The sequence below is a fragment of the Oceanidesulfovibrio marinus genome (assembly GCF_013085545.1).
In the GTDB taxonomy this organism is placed as follows: Bacteria; Desulfobacterota; Desulfovibrionia; order Desulfovibrionales; family Desulfovibrionaceae; genus Oceanidesulfovibrio; species Oceanidesulfovibrio marinus.
Map to the genome: position 1 here is coordinate 93743 of NZ_CP039543.1, position 20763 is coordinate 114505.

The 20763-nt window shown below is 64.7% G+C and carries 19 protein-coding genes; 10 read left to right on the forward strand and 9 right to left on the reverse strand.

The window, feature by feature from the left end:
- Positions 1 to 19: 19 nt before the first annotated feature.
- Positions 20 to 481 carry a hypothetical protein gene (locus E8L03_RS00400; RefSeq protein WP_144304939.1) on the reverse strand — a complete coding sequence of 154 codons (462 nt, stop codon included), beginning with the start codon at positions 479 to 481 and terminating at the stop codon, positions 20 to 22.
- Complete coding sequence (locus tag E8L03_RS00405; protein WP_144304938.1) at positions 478 to 1332, reverse strand: hypothetical protein; 855 nt, start codon at positions 1330 to 1332, stop codon at positions 478 to 480. The genes E8L03_RS00400 and E8L03_RS00405 overlap by 4 nt, the downstream gene beginning before the upstream one ends.
- A gap of 210 nt (positions 1333 to 1542) precedes the next feature.
- On the opposite strand from E8L03_RS00405, the gene E8L03_RS00410 reads away from it, so the two are divergent.
- The 8 genes from E8L03_RS00410 to E8L03_RS00445 all read left to right on the forward strand — a co-directional run bounded on the left by E8L03_RS00410 (position 1543) and on the right by E8L03_RS00445 (position 7979).
- Complete coding sequence (locus E8L03_RS00410) at positions 1543 to 2262, forward strand: DUF6651 domain-containing protein (protein ID WP_171266251.1); 720 nt, start codon at positions 1543 to 1545, stop codon at positions 2260 to 2262.
- A gap of 59 nt (positions 2263 to 2321) precedes the next feature.
- Positions 2322 to 3476 (forward strand): major capsid protein, encoded by a 1155-nt coding sequence (locus tag E8L03_RS00415; protein WP_171266252.1) that lies wholly within the window; start codon positions 2322 to 2324, stop codon positions 3474 to 3476.
- Between the two features lie 355 nt (positions 3477 to 3831).
- Positions 3832 to 4101 (forward strand): hypothetical protein, encoded by a 270-nt coding sequence (locus tag E8L03_RS00420; RefSeq protein ID WP_171266253.1) that lies wholly within the window; start codon positions 3832 to 3834, stop codon positions 4099 to 4101.
- Between the two features lie 4 nt (positions 4102 to 4105).
- Positions 4106 to 4558: a hypothetical protein gene (locus E8L03_RS00425; RefSeq protein ID WP_171266254.1), complete on the forward strand. Its 453-nt coding sequence runs from the start codon at positions 4106 to 4108 to the stop codon at positions 4556 to 4558.
- Positions 4559 to 4565: 7 nt separating this feature from the next.
- Positions 4566 to 5276, forward strand: coding sequence for a hypothetical protein (locus tag E8L03_RS00430; RefSeq protein WP_171266255.1), 711 nt, complete (start codon positions 4566 to 4568; stop codon positions 5274 to 5276).
- Complete coding sequence (locus E8L03_RS00435; protein WP_144304932.1) at positions 5264 to 5620, forward strand: hypothetical protein; 357 nt, start codon at positions 5264 to 5266, stop codon at positions 5618 to 5620. Before E8L03_RS00430 ends, E8L03_RS00435 begins: the two co-directional genes overlap by 13 nt.
- The gene (locus E8L03_RS00440) at positions 5617 to 7560 is read left to right on the forward strand and encodes a hypothetical protein (protein WP_171266256.1); all 1944 of its coding nucleotides are present in this window, start codon (positions 5617 to 5619) and stop codon (positions 7558 to 7560) included. The genes E8L03_RS00435 and E8L03_RS00440 overlap by 4 nt, the downstream gene beginning before the upstream one ends.
- On the forward strand, positions 7560 to 7979 hold the full coding sequence (locus tag E8L03_RS00445; RefSeq protein ID WP_171266257.1) for a hypothetical protein: 420 nt from the start codon (positions 7560 to 7562) through the stop codon (positions 7977 to 7979). The genes E8L03_RS00440 and E8L03_RS00445 overlap by 1 nt, the downstream gene beginning before the upstream one ends.
- A gap of 86 nt (positions 7980 to 8065) precedes the next feature.
- Here the strand turns inward: E8L03_RS00445 and E8L03_RS00450 are convergent, their stop codons facing one another.
- From E8L03_RS00450 to E8L03_RS00480, 7 genes are all read right to left on the reverse strand, one after another.
- Positions 8066 to 8602, reverse strand: a complete 537-nt coding sequence (locus tag E8L03_RS00450) for a nuclear transport factor 2 family protein (protein WP_144304929.1) — start codon at positions 8600 to 8602, stop codon at positions 8066 to 8068.
- Between the two features lie 298 nt (positions 8603 to 8900).
- Complete coding sequence (gene mdoH / locus E8L03_RS00455) at positions 8901 to 11324, reverse strand: glucans biosynthesis glucosyltransferase MdoH (RefSeq protein ID WP_244963615.1); 2424 nt, start codon at positions 11322 to 11324, stop codon at positions 8901 to 8903.
- Between the two features lie 8 nt (positions 11325 to 11332).
- Positions 11333 to 12967: a glucan biosynthesis protein G gene (locus tag E8L03_RS00460; protein ID WP_144304928.1), complete on the reverse strand. Its 1635-nt coding sequence runs from the start codon at positions 12965 to 12967 to the stop codon at positions 11333 to 11335.
- Positions 12968 to 13225: 258 nt separating this feature from the next.
- On the reverse strand, positions 13226 to 13609 hold the full coding sequence (locus E8L03_RS00465) for a hypothetical protein (protein ID WP_144304927.1): 384 nt from the start codon (positions 13607 to 13609) through the stop codon (positions 13226 to 13228).
- Between the two features lie 455 nt (positions 13610 to 14064).
- Entirely contained in the window at positions 14065 to 14469 is a 405-nt protein-coding gene (locus E8L03_RS00470) for a cytochrome c3 family protein (protein WP_144304926.1), read from the reverse strand.
- Positions 14470 to 14629: 160 nt separating this feature from the next.
- Positions 14630 to 16645 carry an ATP-binding protein gene (locus tag E8L03_RS00475; RefSeq protein ID WP_171266258.1) on the reverse strand — a complete coding sequence of 672 codons (2016 nt, stop codon included), beginning with the start codon at positions 16643 to 16645 and terminating at the stop codon, positions 14630 to 14632.
- A gap of 6 nt (positions 16646 to 16651) precedes the next feature.
- Positions 16652 to 18583, reverse strand: a complete 1932-nt coding sequence (locus tag E8L03_RS00480) for an ABC transporter substrate-binding protein (RefSeq protein ID WP_171266259.1) — start codon at positions 18581 to 18583, stop codon at positions 16652 to 16654.
- A gap of 183 nt (positions 18584 to 18766) precedes the next feature.
- On the opposite strand from E8L03_RS00480, the gene E8L03_RS00485 reads away from it, so the two are divergent.
- Together E8L03_RS00485 and E8L03_RS00490 are read left to right on the forward strand one after the other, a co-directional pair.
- The gene (locus tag E8L03_RS00485; RefSeq protein WP_216367922.1) at positions 18767 to 19579 is read left to right on the forward strand and encodes a dienelactone hydrolase family protein; all 813 of its coding nucleotides are present in this window, start codon (positions 18767 to 18769) and stop codon (positions 19577 to 19579) included.
- Between the two features lie 417 nt (positions 19580 to 19996).
- Entirely contained in the window at positions 19997 to 20737 is a 741-nt protein-coding gene (locus E8L03_RS00490) for a hypothetical protein (RefSeq protein WP_144304923.1), read from the forward strand.
- Positions 20738 to 20763: the final 26 nt, after the last annotated feature.

A 20763-nucleotide genomic window follows, 5' to 3' on the forward strand; every position in this document is an offset into this window, starting at 1 on the left:
TGCGCCGTTGAAGGATGGCTTACTTGTAGCCCGTTATCAGGAACCAGCCCGCGCCGTTGGGGCCGGCGCCGGTTATGGTGACCTGGACATGGTACGAACCGCTCCAGAACACCTGGAATAACGCTTCGGCCTGGCGGAGCTGCCTGTTGTCCGAGGTGACGAGCTGCCAGTTCTCGTCGAACACGCGGATTTCGATGCCGCTCAGGTCCTTGTCCCCGGCGGCGTAGAACACGTAGTCCACCCCGGCGGAAAGCTGGGTGGTGAAGTAGTAGGACTCGCCGGTGTACAGCGCGCCCATCTGCAGCTCGCGGATGGCGTAGCCGTCCTCGGCGTAGTCGGCCATGGCCGCGGAGGAGTGCTGCACCAGCTCGCGCCGCCGCTGATCGTTGATCCTCTGGCCGTACAGGGGCTGCGCGGCGATGAGTACCGCCGCCATGAGGAGCCAGATGCCCCCGATGGTGTGCCGTCTCGGCGTTCTCATCCCGCTTCGATTTCCTCGACAAGCGTCTCGGACAGCTTGTGCAGCGTTGTGACGTTCTTCTGCGGGACAGGTTCTCCGAAGTCCACGTCGATCAGATTGCGGATGCTTTCGAGCTCAATAGAGAGCCGCTGCACCGCCGGGTGGTTGCGCATTTCGGGCCTGAGCGCCTGGATGCGCGTGATGAAATGCTTGACCAACGCAGGCTGGTGGAGCAGCGACGAGGCCCGCGGATCGTAGGACATCTCCAGCGTGGCCGTGGTGGCGCGCAGACCCTCCAGCCAGCCGCCGGCGCTGACCAGCAGGGCAAGGTCCTGGTCGCCCAGGCGCTCCATCTCGGCGATGATCTTGCGGCGCAGGCTGTCCAGCTCCATGCGCAGCGCGTCCCACTCCTCGCGGCTGGCCATCTCTTCGATGCGCCGGCCCTCGGCCAGCAGCGTCTCGCCCACCATCAGCTCCTCGGCCAGGGGCATGATCACTGAGATCATCTCGCCCAGCTTGGCCTTGTCGCGCGCCTGGATGGCGAGGAACCCGTCGGCGGCGCGCACCCCCAGGTTCAGGGCACGCAACACGTTGTCCGGGTAGTCGTAACGCGTGTCGAAGCTCGCGGCGCCGCTCCAGTCGCGCACGCCCATCCTGTCCAGGGCGGCGAAGATCTCGCCTGGCGAAGGCATCAACACGCGCTCTTCAAACAGGACTTTTTCGGATTCGGGAATCACAGAGGACTTGGCGGAAAGCTCCATGGCGGGCGTGGTGATCGCCGCAGCGAGAGTGAGTCCGATGAGCGGACGGAGCACCAGGCGACGCACGGAGGAGCCGCGCTTCGTACCGGATGCAGAGGGAAATGGATGCATGGAATCGCTTTCCTGGCTCGTGACGGTCTGAAATTAGAGATTCTATCTAAGCCATGCAGGCCGGAAGTGCAATCCCAATAGGGCCCGCCGCATGCCGGAGGAAGCGTTTCCGCGTGGTGGGAGGCGCTACGGCCGACGCATACTCGCACCTGGTTCGCAATGCCAACGGCGCCGCATGGAAATGGCGCCCCAAACACGAGCGAGGTGCACATGGACGACTCGAAAAAGGACGCCTTGGCCATTCTGGCCGGGCCACCCACCAACAAGGAACAGGGAAAAAGCGGCGAGCCCGACGGCGATGATGCCAGGCTGCAGGACAAGGAGAACGAAGCCGCCGCGCTGCGTGAGAAGGTGAACAGCCTCGTCGCCGCCAACGAGGAGCTGCGGGTACGCAACAAGCAGCTCGCGGCCCAGGTGGAACAGGTCGCCCAGACTTCCGGGAAAGCCGACACGCCCGAGGCCGGCTCGACAAAGAACACCGCTGCGGCCATGCGCCTGGCAGAGAGGCTGGCCAAGCGCGAGGAGCAGATTCGCACGCTGCTGGTGCGCAACGCCGTGGCCTCCAGCAAGTTCATTCGGGAAAAAACCCTGCTGCCGCCCGGCGTGGCCCTGGACGTCTTTTCCCGCATCTTCACCGTGGAGGAGATGGACGGAAAGCTCGTGCCCGTGGCGCATCTGCCCACCGGCGAGCCCATCATGTCGCGCATCGAGCCGGGCAAGCCGGCCGGCACCGAGGAAGCGCTGGAGATCTACATCCTCAACCACTTCCCGGAGCGCGACTCCATCCTCAGGGGCGGGGCCGGCGGCTCCGGCGCCGGCGGCAACCAGGAGCGCCGCTCCGCCTCGCCGGGCTCCATTGCCCGCGGCGACAGCCGCGCCTTCAGCAAGAACCTCGAAGCCATCGCAGCCGGCACGGTGAGCGTGGTCTAGCCGCCTGGCAACCCCCATCGGAATCACACCATTTCCATACTATCAGGAGGATCTGACAGATGCCCAACGACCTTTCCGCCGTCACTCCCAAGCTGCTCGCCCAGGGCCTGCTCGCCCTGCGCGAGACGTGCGTCATGCCGCGGCTGGTGAACTCCGACTACGGCCACACCGCCGCCTCGCGCGGCGCGGTCATCGATGTGCCTGTGCCCTCGGCCATCGCCAGCACCCCGGTGAACCCGGCCAACACCGCGCCGGACCCGGCGAACCTCACCCCCAGCTCCGTGGCCATCACCATGGACCAGTGGCGCGAAGCTCCCTTCACCCTCTCGGACAAGGACCTCGCCAATGTCTTCGACGGCGTGATCCCCATGCAGGCCTCCGAGGCCATCAAGGCACTGGCCAACTACGTGGACGCCTACCTGCTGGGCCTGTACACCGGCTGCCCCTATCTGGTGGGCGAGCCGGGCCTCACGCCCTTCGGAACCAGCGTGGCCGAGGCCACGGCGGCGCGCAAGATGCTCAACAACAACCTCGCGCCCCTGCAGGACCGCCGCATGGTCATCGACTCCGACGCCGAGGCCAGCGCCCTGGGGCTGCGCGCCTTCCAGGACGCCTCCTTCTCCGGCGACGCCTCGGCCATCAACGAGGGCCAGATCAACCGCAAGCTCGGCTTTGACTGGTTCCTGGACCAGAACGTGCCCACCCACATGGCCGGCACCGTGGGCGGCACCGAGGCCAGCCCCACCACCATCGGCAGCGGCATGGCCCACGCCGTGGGCGAGACCAGCCTGAGCGTTACCGTGGGCGCGGACAACGGCCTCAGCCTGAAGAGGGGGGACGTGCTGACCATCGCCGGAGACTCCAGCCCGTACGCCGTGGCCCAGGACGTGACCATCGCGGCCGACGAAAGCGGCGTGGTGTCCATCCTCGGCGGTCTCAAAAAGCCCCTGGCCGGTGACGAGGCCGTGTCCGCAGCCGGCGACCACGTGGTGAACCTGGCCTTCCACCGCGACGCCATCGCCTTTGCCAACCGGCCCCTGGCCGACAACACCGAGGGCCTGGGCAATCTGGTGCAGACCGCCACGGACGCCGTGTCCGGCCTGTCACTGCGTCTGGAGATCTCGCGGGAGTACAAGCGCACGCGCTACTCCTTCGACATCCTCTTTGGCGCGGCTCTTGTCCGACCGGAGCTGGCCTGCCGCGTGGCCGGCTAGCAGGCTGCCCAAACTCCCGCGCTGGCTGCGTTGCTCGAAAAGCTCAAACCCTTACGTACCTCATGTACGCCACGGTCTTGATCGTTTCGTGCGCCTTGCCAGCGCGGTTTTTGAGCAGCCTGCAGGAAAGGAGGGCGTTGCCTGTCGGCTGGCAGGTTGCCCAAACTCCCGCGCTGGCTGCGTTGCTCGGAAAGCTCAAACCCTTACGTACCGCATGTACGCCACGGTCTTGATCTTTTCGTGCGCCTTGCCAGCGCGGTTTTTGAATAGCCTGACGGAAGATGTGTGTTTCAACGGCAGGCTGCAACTCACGGGGGCGGCTACCCGCCGTCCCCCATTGTACTGAAGGGAGCCCATGCACAAGTCACCGAAGACTGTAGCCATCCGCACGCCAAAGGGCCGCCGGGCCGTTATTCCCGCCGTGGACTTCAACCCCGCCGCCCATGTCCTCTGGCAGGACGATGCGCCGGACATGGAGGTGGAGGCACCGTCCCTCGGCACGATGCGTCTGGCCGAGCTTCGGGACATGGCCCGCGCGCTGCGCATTCCCGGCCGCGGCGGCTGGCGCGCCAAGAGCGATCTACGGGCCGGCATTGCCGCGCATCTGAAGAACAAGGAGGGCTGATTCCATGACTTTCTGTACCGACAGCGACCTGACGGCCGTGGCCGCCGACGTGCGCCACCTGGTGCCGGCGGAGCTGGACGACTGGTCCGTGCAACGCGCCCTGGGCGAGGAGGCCGTGCTGCGCGACCTTTCCCGCGTGTGGTACGGCCCGGCGGCCAGGGCCCGCGGCATCGACCCGGCCGCTGTGCCGCTCGATCCGTCCCGGCTTACTTCCGCGGAGATCAGGCCCCTGGCCGTGCTCAAGAGCCTGGAGGTGGTCTACGGCTACCTGGCCAAGCCGGGTTCGCGCGAGGCCGATGGCTTTGAGCGCAGCGCCGACCGCTACCACCGTCGTTACGGCGAGGAGCTGAACAGCATCGCCACGGCCGGCCTTTCCTACGACTGGGACGCGTCCGGTGTGGTAGAAACCGGCGAGACCTCCGCGTCCAGAACGCCGCGGCGACTGGCACGATCCTGAGGCGACAATGACTACGCACGCAACGCCGTACCGACGCCGCCGGTTCGTGGACGCGCCGCTCACGTTTGTCCAGGCCTGGGTGGACCGCTTCCCCTTTCTCGGTGGTCCGGCCGTGCCGCTGCCGGAGTGGCGGCGGGAGATCATGCTCGCCAACCGAGCCATGCTGGACGAGGCGGACGAATACCTGCTGATCACGGAGGACGCCGCCCTGGCGTACGACCTGGGCGCGCGGCGCATCGACCCCTGGCCGCTGTGGCTGAACCTCTGCGAGCACCTCGGCCTGGACGTGCGCTGGCACGGACGCAACAACGCGCCGCTCGGCGCGTGCATGGACCTCTGCCGCGTCTACCTGGCGCTGCACAAATCACGAATGGTCTGGCTGGATACGGACGCCCGGCTGCGCGCCAGGCCGCGTTTCGACATGCGCGAGGGCCGGCCCCATCTCTTTGACCGCGGTCCGCTCGCGGCGTTCTACTCCGGTATCCAGAGCCCGGCCATGTCAGCCTTCTGGCAGTCGTGCCTGCAGGCCCTGGCCGGCGGTGTGGAGCAGGGGACGTGGCTGTCCGTTGCGCTCAACCTGGGCGCGCTGCACCCCGACGAGCCGCTGCCGGAGTTCCCCGGCGAGTATGTGGTCCACCACTTTCGCGGCAGCGGCGTGCGCCGCTGGCGGGCACGGGCAACTTCCAGACGCGAAGGAGCATACCAATGCAGGACATGATTGAGGAGTACCGCGGCGATCTCTGGGAATGGGAGATCGTTGTGAGCGCGTATGACGAGGACACGCGCGAGGAAACGCCAGTGGACCTGACCAGCGCCACGCTGCTGGCCACCATCAAGCGCCGGCTGGACGATGCGGACGAAGACGCCATGCTCACGGTCGAAGTGTCTGCCCATACCAACGCCTCGGGCGGGGTCAGCGCACTGCGTTTCGAGTCGGAGAAGACCATCGGCGTGGAGCCGGGCGAGTACCTGGCCGACGTGCGGTTGCTGCCCGGACCGCATGTGCTGTGGCGCGGCGCGGTTCTGGTGAAGGAGCCGGTGACCAGGAGGGCGGAGCGATGAGCGCGCAGATTCATGCCACGGTGGTGCGGCGGGCCTTCCACGTGCGCTTTGACAAGCTGGTGCGCGTGAGCGTGTACCAGAGCGGGGAGGGCGGCGTGGCGGACCACGGCCTGCTGCTGGGCCTGGGGGACGACGACCATCCGCACTACCACACGGACAGCCGTGGGGACGTGCGCTACTACCGGAAGGAAGCGGTGGACATCGCCCTGAGTGGCAAGGCCAATGCAGGGCATACGCACGCGCAGCTTCACGCCCACGCCAACCGCGCGACCCTGGACGCCATTCCCGGCCACGATGCTGCACAGACCGGGCAGGTGCTCCGGCGTTCCGCCGCCGGGCTGGAGTGGGGCGATGCTGGGCAGTTCGCCGGCGGGGGCGACATGCTCGCCTCGGTCTACGACGTTGATGGCGACGGCATTGTGGATGCGGCGGCTTCCGTTCCCTGGAACGGCGTGACGGATACGCCTTCGGCCTTTCCTCCAGCCGCGCACAGTCACGACGGCGACTATGACGCCCTGGGCTCGGCCACGGCAGCCGTAGCCGCACACGAGTCTCGGGAGAACAACCCCCATGCCGTGACGGCGGCGCAGGTTGGTGCGGATCCGGCCGGGGAGGCTGCGTCGCAACGCGCGGCGCATGAAACCGCCTACGATCATGACGCTTACGACGCCCATTTGGCGGACACTGACAACCCGCATGCCGTGACCGCTGCCCTGGCCGGGGCGGACCCGGCAGGCGAAGCGACGACTCAGAGGGCTGCGCACGAAGCGGCGTATGACCACACGCTGATCGGGACCGGCGGCGGAGCCACCGACCATGGCGCGTTGTCCGGTCTGGAAGATGACGACCATCCCCAGTACCACACCGATGCCCGCGGGGATGCACGCTATGAGCGGATCGACGCCACTATCCTGCGGACAACAGACCTTGCCGGGCCCGGAGCCGCGGAGACGGCAGCGCGGTCCGACCATGATCACGACGGGAGTTATGACCCGGCAGGGGAGGCCTCCTCTGCTGTGGCGTTGCACAAGACAGAGCCGAACGCCCATACGGCGGCGAGCATCGGCTACGACAACGGCTCTTCCGGCGCCGGGGGGACAAACGTCCAGGCCGCCATGGACGAGGTGGCCGGAATTGCCGCGCTGGCCTACAACAGCCGCGTTCCTTCCGGCGGCAGCGTGGGTGACATGCTCGTGCGCCAGAGCGACGGCGCCGCGGGCTGGCAAGCGCCTGCGGCTGGGGGCGCGGGCTACATTAACGGTCTGGCGCGGCGTCCGCAGTTCAAGCGCACCGGCCCCACGGAGATCACCCTGGCAGGCGGCTGCGCCTACGAGATCGGCGGCGTCATCGCGTTCACATCAGCGGACATCGTCTACACCATGACCGGCCTGTCCTCCTCGACTGCCGAATGGCAGTATCTCTACATCAAGAGCGGAGCGGCTGGCACGCTCACTTCTGCCGATTTCGTGAACTCCGCCACTGCGCCCGTATGGGATGCGAGCAGGCAGGGGTGGTACGACGCGAGCGGCAATCGGTGTATATTTGCCGTGTACACTGTAGGGGATGGAGCCATCTATGCCTTTGTGTATGCCAACGGCTTGGTCACCTATCAAAACGAGTTTGCCACGAATATATCCGGAACAGACCTGGATATGACATATGTGGTGGTCCAATGGACAGCACCTGCATTTTGCCGGACAGTATTCGGTACATTTCAGAATGGGGGCTACGGAAACAATTCTGCTACACTTTTTTATAGAACGGCAGGAGAAACAGGAAGCGGAGTGCGTATATCATTCTCAACAGGAAACGGATACGGAATGGAAGTGGTACGCGTTCCTGTTAACGCCGATCTGCAGGGTGAAATTGTGCACAACACGAACGATGGCAATCTGGCCTGGGTGTATAACACTGGATGGTTCTTACCGGAGGGAATGTGATGCAATACCACATCATATATGACGCAGACGGCGTAATCCGCAGCCAGATCGGCGACACGGGGGACGGCCAAGCCGAGGCGCATTGTGCGTGCGTGCTTGCCAAGTATCCGGGCGGCGGCGTGCTCATCGTCAATGCCCCGGCCGATGCAAACACACAGATGGTGGTGGACGGTCAGCTTGTCGACAGACTGAAAGAGGCGCGGCTCCTGGGCACGGCAGAGTTCCAGGCGCGGTTTACCGATACCGAGAAAGCCCAGCTCATGACCACGCCGGAGCTGATTCCGCTGGCCATATCCGTGCTCACCGCGTCCAACGGCGTGGACGTGACCGATGCCACTGCCGCACAGGCCCGCACCGCGCTGGAAAGCGCCGGGTGGAGCGCCGAGCGGCTCGACGCCATCTTCGCACCGCCGGTCTGACAGCTCTCGCGGCGGTGCCCGTACAATGGTGCCGTTGTTTTTCCCAGGCAAACACGGCGCCTGCCCGGCTGGAGTGTGGCGATTCGCTACCCGCCCTGTCCGAGCACGGCGCCGTGCACTTTCCAGCGGCCATCCTCCTTGTGCAGCGTCACCAGGTTGTCCAACGTCACGATGCGCGTCGGCGAGTCGCGATACACGTACTCGATCTGCCCGCCCAGATAGACCACGGCGTCCGGGCCGTGTTGCGAGACGAGCCTGGCGGTGACGCGGGCTGTGTTCACGCGCATCAGCCCGGCGTCCTCCTCCAGCACGCTGTCGCGGAACATTTTCATGAGCAGGGGCCGGGCGTTGAAATCGCGCTCTTCCGGGGTGATGTGCTCCACGCCGTCCGGCCGGAGGTCGAAGTACTGCAGCGCCATGGGGTGGTTGTTGACGTAGTGGTGGACGAAGAGCTTGGCTGTTGCCTCCGGACCTGGAGAGCCGCATCCGGCCAGGGCGGCCGTCAGCAGGAGCAGCGCCAGCCATCGGACCGGCAGCAGGATCGAGCAGGAAAGAATGCCGCGGCAGGAACGCGGCCGCGTATTGGATACGTGTGTTGATGCGAATGGAATGGTGCCAGCCATGGCGCTTCCCCCCGGAAGGTTAGGATACGTATGCGGAGCGGAAGCCGGCGCGCATGGCCCGGCGCTCCGCCGCAGAGGCGTTGCCATCGGAATACGAGTCGTATCATCCTAACGGAACAGGGAGCGAGGGCAAGGGGGCAGGGCAGTTTTCCGGTGTCTTTTCGATCCGGAGACTGCACCGGGCACCGGCGTTGTCTCCGAAGAAAAGCGTCGCCCTCGGATATCTGTCATCCGGGAGCGACGCCTAGTGGTTGTGTGGAAGTAGGCCGCGTTGCGGAAAAGGCGATTCGCCCTGCCGCTACTCGGTTACAATGCCCCAGCGTTTGGCCAGCAGGTCCCTCGGCAGGGTCCAGACCTGCCGGTGCAGGTCGGACAGCGCGCGCGGGTCATACAACAGCGCTTTCTTCTGGAACGGCGTCAGGGATTCCGGACCGTTCTCCAGCGCCTTGGCCACGAACTCGTCCCGCTCTGCGCAGACTGAGGGATTCAGCTGCTTGGAGCCGTTGAGCTGACGCAGATGGAGGCCGCATGTGGCCGGGTCCACCACGGCCAGGGCAAAGCCGCGGCCATTGGGTATGGACAGCGGCCGCCTGGCGGCAACGTTGCGCTCGTACGCCTCGGCGGTCTCCACCAGCTCGCGCGGCGGGTCCACCTCCTCAGGCGTTCTCAGAAAGCCCATGCGGTACATGGCCCTGCCCAGGCTGGGCTTGCTCGTCCACACCGAGATGGGGATGGAGAGCACGATGGGCATGAAGATGGGCGAGACCCACCAGAAGAATTCCCGGTTGAGCAGGAACAGGGCAAAGCCCCACAGCGCAGCCAGGATGGTGCCGCCCAGATGGGAACGCACGGCCTCGCCCCACGTGGTGGGCGCGTCCTCGCGTTGTTGGCTCAGCCAATGGGTCTCGAAGCCGAGCAGGGTGGCGAACACGAACTTGCTGTGGAAGAGCATGCGCGTGGGGGCGAGCAGGGTGGAGGTCAGGACCTCGATGAAGATGCTGATGGGCAGGCGGAAGAAGCCGCCGAACCCCTTGCTGCGGCCCTTGATGACCACGAGCATGAAGACCAGGATCTTGGGCATGAAGAGCAGCACGCCCGTGGTGGCCAGCAGGCTGAGCGCCCACCATGGCTCCCAGCTTGGCCACTGGGGAAAGAGGCTTTTGGCGTTGCTGAAGTAGCTGGGCTCGGTGAACGCCTCCACAATGGCCTCGGCCGAGGATACGGCCAGGAAGAGGAACCACAGGAGGGCCGAGCCGTAGGCCATGATGCCGTTGAGGAACAGGGCGCGGTGGGCCGAGAAGATGCCGCGGGTGAAGACCAGGCGCAGGTGCTGGAGGTTGCCCTTGCACCAGCGGCGGTCGCGCGTCATCTCGGAAAGCAGGTTGGGCGGCCCCTTCTCGTAGCTGCCGGGCAGATCGTACGCCAGCCAGACCTCGTAGCCGGCCCGGCGCATCAGCGCGGACTCCACGAAGTCGTGGCTGATGATGTCGCCGCCCATGGGCGGCCGTCCGGACAGACGGCCCAGGCCGCAGTGGCGGATAAAGGGCCGCACCCGGATAAAGGCGTTGTGGCCCCAGTACGGCGCATCGCCCAGCAGCCAGTAGTGCAGGCCGGCCGTGAACACCGGGCCGTACAGCCGGGCCGCGAACTGCTGCACCCGGCCGAGGAAGGTGTGCTGGTTTACGCCGGCGGGCAGGCTCTGCAGAATGCCCACGTTGCGCTTGCGCTCCATGAGCTCGACCATGCGGTTCAGGGTCTCGCCGCTCATCACGCTGTCGGCGTCCATCACCGTCATGTACGTGTAGTTCTTGCCCCAGCGGCGGCAGAAGTCCGCAACGTTGCCGCTCTTCTTTTTGATGTTGGTGCGGCGGCGGCGGTAGAAGATACGGTCCTCGGCGTCCAGCTGGCGCACCAACCTAGCCCAGGCCGCTTCCTCCTCCACCCAGGCGTCGGGGTTCTGTGTGTCGCTCAGCAGGTAGATGTCGTAGCTGGCCAGGCGCCCCGTGCGCTCTATGGAGTTATAGACCGCCTCGATTCCGGCGCAGACAAGGTTCATGTCCTCGTTGTAGACCGGGAAGACCAGGGCGGTGCGCACATCGTCGCGCACGGGGTTGTCCGTGGGCCGTGGCCTGGTGATGGCGAAGCGGTCCGTGCCGCGTATCAGAACGCCGAGCCCGGCGATGGCGGTCCAGAAGCCCAGGGATATCCAGGCGAAAAGTATGGCGAAGACGCCGATGAGCACCATCTCCAGATAGGTGCTGCCCTGGTGCGGCAGCACGGTGGCCATGCGCCAGGCGGCCACGGCCGTGAGCCCTGTGATGAGCAGGGTGAGGGCCACGCGGCGGTGTCTGGACGCCTTGACCCACCGTTGCTTCATGCGCTTGCGCGGCATGCGCGCCAGCCAGGGGCGGTTGTTGCAGCGCTCTGGCGCCATGGAGAGGCGCGAGATGGGCGGTTGGGCGCAGGGCCACGACTCCGTGGCCGGGCCCACGCCTTCCTCGAAGAGCTCCTGCATGGCCGCCGGTCCGGGCTCGTCCTCGTCCGGGTGCATGGCGCGGACAACACGCAGGGCGCGCTCCAGCCGTTCGCTCTCGGCCAGGGGCAGGCGCCGTAGATACGACATCAGACGCGCGCCGGCGGCTTCCTTTTCCCGGGAGCCGTTGCCTGCAGCGGCAGGGGTCGGCGGCGTATGCGGCTGGTTGGGTGCGACAGAGGGGGGCATGGTGCGGACTACTCCTGAAGCTCGGGTTTGAAAGTGTAGCTCCAGGTCTCGCTCAGCACGTCATCCTTGTGGCGCAGGAAGGCGCGTAGCTCGATGGGGCCCTCCTTGTCGGGCAGCATGCGCTCCAGGGTGGACTTGCTGGCAAAGCGGACCTTGAAGGAGAGACGCCAGCCCTTGGTCTCCGGGTTGGGGAAGACCTGCTGCTCCAGGAGCTCGGCGCCTTGGCCTACATCCACATTGGCGGAGAGCTCTTCTTCGTCCGGATCGATCTTGGCCAGGGTCTCGCCGCCAAAGTCCACAACAAAGATGTAGACCTCACCGTCCTGCTCCTCCTTCGCGTCCTCCTGCTTGTGCACACGGCCAACGCGGGTGGAGGTGACGTAGCCGCCGGGCGAGAGCTCGGCCGGGTCGCCCATCCAGCGCATGCGGTACTCGAAGGCCAGGGGCTGGTCATCGGTGGGCAGGGTGTCCGGGGTCCAGTAAGCCACGATGTTGTCGTGAATCTCCTGGTCCGAAGGAATCTGCACCAGCTCCATGTGGCCGTTGCCCCAGGCGCCGATGGGCTCGATCCACACGCTGGGCCGTTGCTCGTAGTGCGCTTCCAGATCCTCGTAGTCGTGGAAGTTGCGGTCGCGCTGCAGCACGCCGAAGCCTTGCACGTCATTGGCCTCGAAGCTGGAGAGCTGCAGGGTGCGCAGGTTCTGCAGCGGCCGCCAGAGCCACTCGCCGTTGGCCAGGTTGACCAGCAGGCCGTCGGAGTCGTGCACCTCGGGCCGCCAGCCCATGCGCGGGCTGGGCAGGCTGTTCTCGCCATAGAAGAACATGCTCGTCAGCGGCGCAAAGCCAAGCTTTTCCACAGGATTGCGCAGGAAGATGCGCGCCGCCACGTCGACCTGCGTGGTGGTGCCCGGCCAGACGCGGAAGGCGTACGCCCCGGTCAGGCTCTGGCTGTCCAGCAGGGCGTAGATGACGAGGTCCTTGTCCTTGCGATTCGGCTTGACGATCCAGAACTTGCGGAACCAGGGAAACTCCTCGCCCTTGGGCAGCGCCGTATCCACGGCCAGGCCGCGGGCCGAGATGCCGTAGTTCTGGCCCTTGCCCACGGCGCGGAAGTAGCTGGCGCCCAGGAAGACCAGGAACTCGTCGAAGTACTTGCGCGTGTTGATGGGGGCGTGGATGCGGAAGCCGGCGGCGCCGATCACCTCGGGAAGCTGCTCGCCCAGGGTGCGGTTGCGGCCATAGGTGAACATGGACTTCTCCACCGGCAGCTCCTCTGCCTTGCCGTTGTCCACGATGTTGATGGAGACAGTGTTCTGATAGAGGAAGCCGGGGTGGAAGAGCTGCACTTCAAAGGGCAGCTTCTGCTTCCGCCACAGGGACTTCTCCGGATCGAAACGGATATCCCGCCAGGCATCGTAGTCCAGGGGGCTGAACGGTTCCGGCAGGGGCGCGGCCTCCACGTATGGGTTCTTGCTCAGTTCCTGTGCCAGGTCGATGACCGAGTTGTACGAAAATTCCTGGTTCGCGGAGGCAATGCCGGAACCGAGCAGGCTGGTCCCGGGAATCGCCAGGATCAGGGCCGCGAGCAGGGTGCTCGCGCCAATGAGGGCAGGCCCGATGGACAGTCGGCTGTGCTGCTTCATATTCAATCTCAATACAATGCTGAGTTAAACGACCAGGGGCCCGGCGCAGTCGCCGGACAGGTGCGCAGCCCCGGAGTCAGGGCGGCGCCAGTCCAGAACAGATGCTTCACGCGCCGTCAGGCGGCCGGCATGTGGTTCGGACGAAGCGTTCTGTTTCGCTCAAAGCACATGCCGACCGACCGGACGGATTTTCGACGCAGTTGTCGAGAATGATGCAATATATACTGATTCAGATGGCTCGGAAAGATGAAAAACGCGTCATTTGTATTCGTTGGGAGCTTTCCTCGACGCCGCAAACCGCACGAGGTCGTCGTAGATGCGCTGCGTCTCTTCCACGGTCAGGTCTTCGGCAACGAGCAGGAACGGGTAGTCTTCACGGAACTTTTCAGCCCAGGGCTTGTTGGAAAGCTCGGTCCAGGCGTCCCACTCGCCGTATGTGATCACGCCGCCGCGGGTCATGAGGCTCATATGGAACGTGTCGTAGCTGTGGGGATCTTTGAGGGTCATGGGAGAGTCGTCGTATGGCCTGCGCGCCTGGATGGATGCCGTGAACCACGACCCTATGGCCAGGTCGTCGTAACAGGTCTGCGTAGGCTCTTCGGGGTAGATAGTCTCGAGTAGTGAGCGAAAATCATCAGCCATGAGGACCTCCTTCGGGGTCTTGATCGGCCGGGATGAATACGTGATTTCATCGAGGCTGACAACGATTTAAGCGTCTCTCTGAATAAACTGTCAGAATGTCCGGTGCAATCGGCGTATCCCGCCGGATTTGTGCGCTCTGGAACTGTCCTATAACAGCAGATGGCGCATCTTGGGATGTAAAAGTTATGTAAGCCCTGTTCCAGTGCGTTGTTTTCGATCTTTTTGCAATGCATGGAGCATGGCAAGCCGTTGAAGCACCATGCCCGATTCGGGGACATATCAATACGGCCCCTGGCTCCGGATGTGCATGATATCCGGGCGCGCCTGAGATCACCACGCGCTTCAGACAGAGACGCATGGCCATGGCGCCCGGGACCACTGCCCCCCATAGAAAAAGCCGGCCTCCCAATAGGGGAGACCGGCTCATCATATCAACGAGTTATGTGCGCCTGGGCTTATTTGGGGTGGCAGGCGGAGCCCATGCAGCCCGTCAGCTTCTTCTTGAGTTCCTTGTCGCTGCCGGCGGTCTCGACGTGACAGGACATGCAGGTTTCCTTGACGCCGGCCTTGCGGTTGTGGACAACCTTGTACCAGGAGAGATCGGCGGCTTTGTCGGTGGCGCTGTGGCAGCCTTCGGTCACGCAGCTGGCATACTGCTTGTCGCCTTCCTGGTGGTGGCAGGTGGTGCAGTCCACGGAGGCGTGCGAGGTATGGTTGAAGGTGACCTTGTAGCCCTTTGCATCATCGGTGTGGTCAAGCACGAGACCATCTGCCGGGGCGTCCTCGGCGTAGATGGACGGGAGGGCAAATGCCAGTACCAGGGCGGCCGCCGTCAGGCAGACCAGAAGGGATTTTTTCATGCCGCATTCTCCTTGCCAATCGCTAATTAGGTTGCACGAGCTCGAAAACGAAACCTTTCCAGAAAAATCGACGCGCCCCGTAACTAGCAGCGCCGCCAGAGCTATACTCTGTGCCTCTGTATTATAATTTGGTGTAATAGCATGGAAGCACGGACGAATGTCAAGAGAAAGACGTGTCACCGTATATAGGTATGGATACGGTAACGCGGGTGTATTCGTGCTCCTTGCTGGCGATGTCGAGCCGGCCGCCGTGCCCCTTGACGATGGCATGGGTGATGGACAGGCCGAGGCCCGTGCCCTCGTTGTGCGGCTTCAGGCTGAAGAAGGGCGAAAGGATGCGGTTCATGGCCGATTCGGGGATGCCGTACCCATTGTCCGTGATCGAAATATCCACGAACGCTTCGCTGTTGTGCAACGCGGTCCGCGCCTCGATGCGGATGAGCGGGTCCGGCCTCGGCGTCTGGCCATGCGTCACCGCGTGCAGCGCGTTGTTCAGTATGTTCAGCAGCACCTGGCGGATCTCGTGGGCGCGGGCCCGGATGCGGGGCAGAGTGTCGTCCACCTGGATATCCACGGCGACCCGGCCGCGATTGACGCCGCCTTCGAGAAGCTGCAATGCGTCGTCCACCACCTCGCGCACCTGCACGGGCTCGAACTGCTCGGACCGCGACCGTGAGAACGCCAGCAGCTTGGCCACGATGCGGCTGACACGCTCCCCTTCGTGGATGATCTTGGCCGCGAGATCATGGCAGGGGCCGTCGGCCAGCTCGTCGTGGATGATCTCGGCGTAGTTGACGATGCCGTTGAGCGGGTTGTTGATCTCGTGCGCCACCCCGGCCGCCAGCTCGCCCAGCGAGGCAAGCTGCCCGGCGCGGAGGGACTCCGCCTCCAAACGCTTCCTGTCGCTCACGTCGGTGCGAATGGCGCATGCCGCAAAGGCCGCCCCGTACTCGTTGAACAGGGGAAAGGCCGTGGTCATGTAGGTGCGCACCTCGCCCTCCACGGTAAAGGACTCCTCGTCGGCCATCGGCTTGCGTTCAGCCAGCGCCTGATCCTCCAGCACGCTCAGAACCTGCGCGTTCTCCTGCCCGTACACCTCTGCGCGCGAGAGCCCGGCGATATCCGTCCGGCCGGCCGCAAAGAGCAGCATGAAGTGCAGGTTGGCCATGATGAACCGGCCATCCGAGTTCACAAGGCTGATGGCGGACGGCGAGTGGTCCAGAATTCCCTGGAGCCGTTTGTGACTCTCACGCATTGCCGCCTCGGCCGCCTTGCGCTCCTCGATCTCCCGCTTCAGCTCCCGGTTGGAGCGGTCCAGGTCCATGGTCCGGCGCTCCACGCGCTCTTCGAGTTCGGCCTTGGCTCTGGAAAGCGCCGCCTCGGCCTGGGTGCGGTTTTCCACCTCCTGCTTCAGGCGCGTGACGTTGCTTTCCATGGACTCGGCCATCTCGTTGAAGCCATGGGCCATCCAGCCGAGCTCGTCCCTGCGTATCGGCGACAGCAGCGGAATGCGGGCGCTCAGATCGCCGCCGGTCAGGCGCTCCATCACGGCCATATTCTGCCTGAGCCGGGAAAAGACGAGCCGGCGGAAGCTGACGAGGAGCGCCAGCGAGGTGACGATGCCGCCCAGGGCGGAGCCCAGGAGAAGCACCAGAAAGAACTCGTGGCTTTGCTGCGAGACGCGGCTCTTGTCCACCCGCAGAAACGTGTAGACAAAGGCGGCGCCGTCGGCCGCGTTGAGCACCGGGAAGACCGCGATGATTTCGTGGCGTCCGTCGTGTTTGATGGTGTGCGTAAACCCGCCGTTGCGCGCCTGGGTGAACCATTCCGGGTCGAGGCTCGGGACGGACCGGATATCACGGCCCACCAGAGAGGGGTCCGTGGCGTTGAAGATGATCCCCGTGAATCCGACGACCATGGCTTCCTCGAAACCCTTGCCCACCAGACGCCCCACAAGATCCTTGTCGCCCAGGGCGTCGTAGGCCAGGGCCCCGCTGGAGACCAGCCTGGTGACGGCGCGGATGCGCTGCCCCAGCTCTTTTTCCATCTGCCGGTCGTGGATTTGCAGATACAAGAGACCTACCAGGAAAAAGATCACCACCTCCACGCATACCACGATAAGGCTGACCCGGAAGGCCAGACTGCGGCGGGAGAAGGGGCGTGGAGGAGAGACCATGGGCCGTCAGTTCTGCACAGGTGGAATCGTGTAGTACTGCGAGGGATTGGTAGGGGCCGGCGTGGGGTACGACCAGCCATAGGGCATCAGCTCCGGCACGTTGTGGAAGTTGTTCCGCACCAGGCCGTAGCCGTGCTCCCGCAGGAACAGGCCGATGGCGTAGAACTGCTCCTCCGCGATATCCAGAATGGCGTTCATGATTCTGGTCTGTTCGGCCGGGCTGCCCGTGGACTTGAGGTCGTCGTACAGATTGAGCTGCTCCATGACCCGGGGCGGCGGACGCATGGCCATCGGATTATCGTGGTCCGTCTGCCACAGCACCCAGGCCACACCGTAGACCGCCTCGATGTTGCTGGGGAGATAGAACTGGTTCTCCAGTAAAACGTCCAGTCCCCCCTCGGCGCCAACAAAGAGGGCGTCGTGGCGGTTGGTGTCCTTGAGAGCATACTCCTCGGAACGGCTCACCACGCGGACGGTCACGTCCAGGCCCAGCTCACGCCAGCCCTGTACGATCGGCTTCAGCAGGGGCAGGTACGGCGTCTGGCACAGCACCTCGAAGGCCAGCGGGCTGCCGTCCGGCAGCATGCGGATGGAGGTTTCCGGGTTCCGGGCCAGTCCCAGGCCGTCCAGCAGCGAGCCGGCAAGCGCCGGATCGTACTCCAGGTACTGGGTGGCCATGCGCTCCCTGTAGAACGGCGACTCCGGCCGCGGTGCAACCTGGTACGGCTGGAGGATTTCAGGCTGCTGCTGCATGGCGATGAGCGCGGCGCGGTCGATGCCGTGGGAGAGGGCGCGCCGGAAGTCCAGCTCATCGAATATCTTGCGCAGAACAGGGTCGCGGTGGGTCATGTTCAGGCACACGGTGTAGGTGCTGGAGCGGCTGGGCAGGGTCCGGAAGAAGTGGTAGCCGCCGTCGGCCATATGCTTCTCCAGCAACCGTCGGTTGCCCTCCTCGGCGATGTGCCGGTTCTGCATGTCTATCTCGCCGGCGGCAGCCATGCGTTCCAGACCTGTCTGATCGGTGATGGCGAAGTGCAGCTCGTCGATGTACGGCAGCTGCCGGCCCAGGGCGTCCACCTTCCAGTAATACGGATTGCGGTGCGCGGTCAGCTCCGTGCTCTTTTCGGTGTACCCCGTGTCCTGCACCCAGGGATGCAGAGTGGGCAGATCAGGGTTCCGGAACCGGCTCGGATCGTCGTAGTTGCCCACGGCGCCGAATTTTTTGGCAAAGAGCGCCGTCCAGTCTGCCACGCCTTCCTTCTTGCACAGCGCCTCCACGTCCGGGTTGTAGCGCGGCATGAACTGCGAAAGGTAGTGCATGGGGTAGCTTGTGGGCTCTGCGCCCAGGGGATGGGCCAGCCGCCGGAGGAACAGGCCGTACGGCTTGTCGAACACGAAATCCAAGCAGAACTCGTCCACCACCTCCACACTGACGGGCCTGCCGCCTGCGGTCAGCCACTCCGGTGGAGACTTTGTCAGATCAGGATTCATGAGCACATCCTCATACCAGAACAGGATGTCGCGCGCGGTGAAGGGCTCGCCGTCGGACCAGCGCATGCCTGGACGCAGCCGGAAGCGGTAGCGTGTGTACTCCTCGTTGGGGGTGACTGACGCTGCAATGTTCGGAATGACGCGCGCCCAGAGCGGATCCCAGCGCACGAGATTTTCGTAGCCCATGGTACGGATGATCAGGGCGTGGTCGCGGTTGCCGCGCATGCCCATGCGCCAGACGCCGCCGTACCGGCCGGGGCGTTGTATGGCGCGAACGAGCAGCGGCGTGGTGGGCAGCCGTTCGTGCGCCGGGGGCAGGTCGCCGCTACGAACCAGGGCCGCCAGGGACGGCGCCTGATCAAAACCGGCCGCGCGGCTCTCCCTGCCGGCAAACAGGACAAGCAGCACGGCAAGGATGATACAGCAACGAACAATGCGAAAAAGCATGAGCGCTCCGGAATGCTGATAGTTTTCGCGTGCGACTCTATGCAAAACAGGAGGATACGGCAACGAACCGTGGGCTCGTGTGCTGTGTTTTCCGCACCGCAATGTACTTTCAAGCGGATTTGTGTGTATATTGGGCATATCCAAAACCAGATTGCTCACCCGCAGCCGCAGGAGGCAAGTCTCATGGCATATTCCGCAAAAGCGATGGTTGTTACGGCGTTGGCTTTGGGCGTGGTCCTCTCTCAAAGCGTGCCCCCGGCGCGCGCCGAGGTGGTCATGGAAACAGTGGACTACGAGCAGGGCGGCCAGACGCTCGAAGGGGTGCTGGCCTACGACGACGCCATTTCCGGGCCGCGGCCCGGCGTGGTCATTTTCCACGCCTGGTACGGTCCGCGGGAGCACGAGATGAACACGGCCCGGCGTCTGGCGGAGCTGGGCTACACCGCGCTGGTGGCCGACGTGTACGGCAAGGGCGTGCGCGCCGCGAACAGTGAGGAGGCCGCCAAGCTGGCCAAATCCTTTTATGCGGACCGCGAGCTGATGCAGGCCCGGGCCCTGGCCGCGGTGGAGACCTTGCGGGAGAGCAGCCTGACCGACCCGGGGCGGCTCTTCGCCATCGGCTACTGCTTCGGCGGAGCCGTGGTCCTGGAAGGCGCACGCGCCGGCGCAAACCTCCTCGGCGTGGTCAGCATCCACGGCAGCCTGAGCACGCCGCATCCCGCCATGATGAGCAACTTCCACGGCTCCGTGCTCGCATTGCATGGCGCGGACGATCCCGTGGTCCCGCCCGAGGATGTGCGCGCATTCCAGAAAGAGCTCACGGACGCCGGCGTGGATTGGGTGTTCACGACCTACGGCAACGCCGTGCACGCCTTTACCGACGAGACCGCGGATACGGAAGGGGCGCGCTACAATCCCATTGCAGCCAAACGCGCCTGGCGCGACATGCTGGCCTTTTTTCAGGAGTTGCTGGAGCGCAGCGGCGGCACGGATTAGCGCCGATCGGACCGATAGCCGGTTTTTTATCACAACATCTCAGTATAATTCACGATAGATTGATATTCGCGCCGCAGGGCGTACACCCCGATAACAAGGAGGAGTTGACCAATGCGGCCGGGCACTGTAGGGGCGCTGTAGCTTTGTGTTGCAAACATCGGAAAACAGTACAGACCGCGGCCGGTCGGAAACGCACGCGCCGCCGCGCCGCCTGGAAGAACCCGATGTAGCGACGCGCTGTCCGGTTGTCCGGTTGGCCGGAAAGTCCTGGAGGATCGCATGTCCGGGTTCATTGCGCATGGCTGGGCGCCCGCGGCCCCATGCGCCCCGTAACCGGTGCCGGCGGCTCAGCTTGGGCCGTGTTTCGCCGCAGCTTCAGAACGTAGACGATAAACCAAACCATACGGGATAGTTTCGATGTCATTAGTCTTTTGGGGATGGCTTCTCGTGGCGGGTGGAGCGACCATTGTGCTCGCCGACATGGTGTCCGACGAACGGCGCGGCGCGTTTCGCGGCTGGCTGGGCCGGCGTATCCAGGTGCTCAGGTCGCCTGCGGCGGTGCTGCGCGTGCTGGGCTCCATGTTGGCCAAGGACGCTCGCCAGGCCAGAAGCTCCACCGAGGACGAACCCGCCCTGGAGTCTGGAGAAAAGGTCGGGTTCCGCGACTACCTGCTGCTGCTCAACCCCTACTCGGGCAGCGGACGCTCGCTCTTCTTCCTCGCCGTCATCTTTGCCGGAACACTCTTCTCCCTTTCGCTCATCATCGCCTGGCTTTTCGAGCAGAACTTCTTCATCGCCAACCGCACCAGCGTGTTCTACGCCTCGCTCATCTTCTCGGTGCTCATCCTGGTGCTGGGGCTGCTCATGCGTTTTGTCCGGGCCGGGCGACCCTTGTCACGCGTGCTGTCCGCCGCGTTCGTCGCCTCGCTGGTACTCAACCCCCTTGTGCTCGCCGTGGGGCTCGCCCTCCTCATAGTGGCGCTGGTCGTGTTGGTGGTCTGCCCGTGGATAGTGGCCGGCGCGCTGGGCGCCGTGTGGTTGGTGCTCGCCGCCGTAGGCAAGGCCAGGGGCGGCTCCCTGAAACATCTGGGGCCGCGCGCCGTGGCGCTGGGGCTCATAGCTCTCGGGCTGATCCTGCAGCTCTTGGGCGGGGGGTGATGCCCCGTTCCGTGATTTGAAAGGAG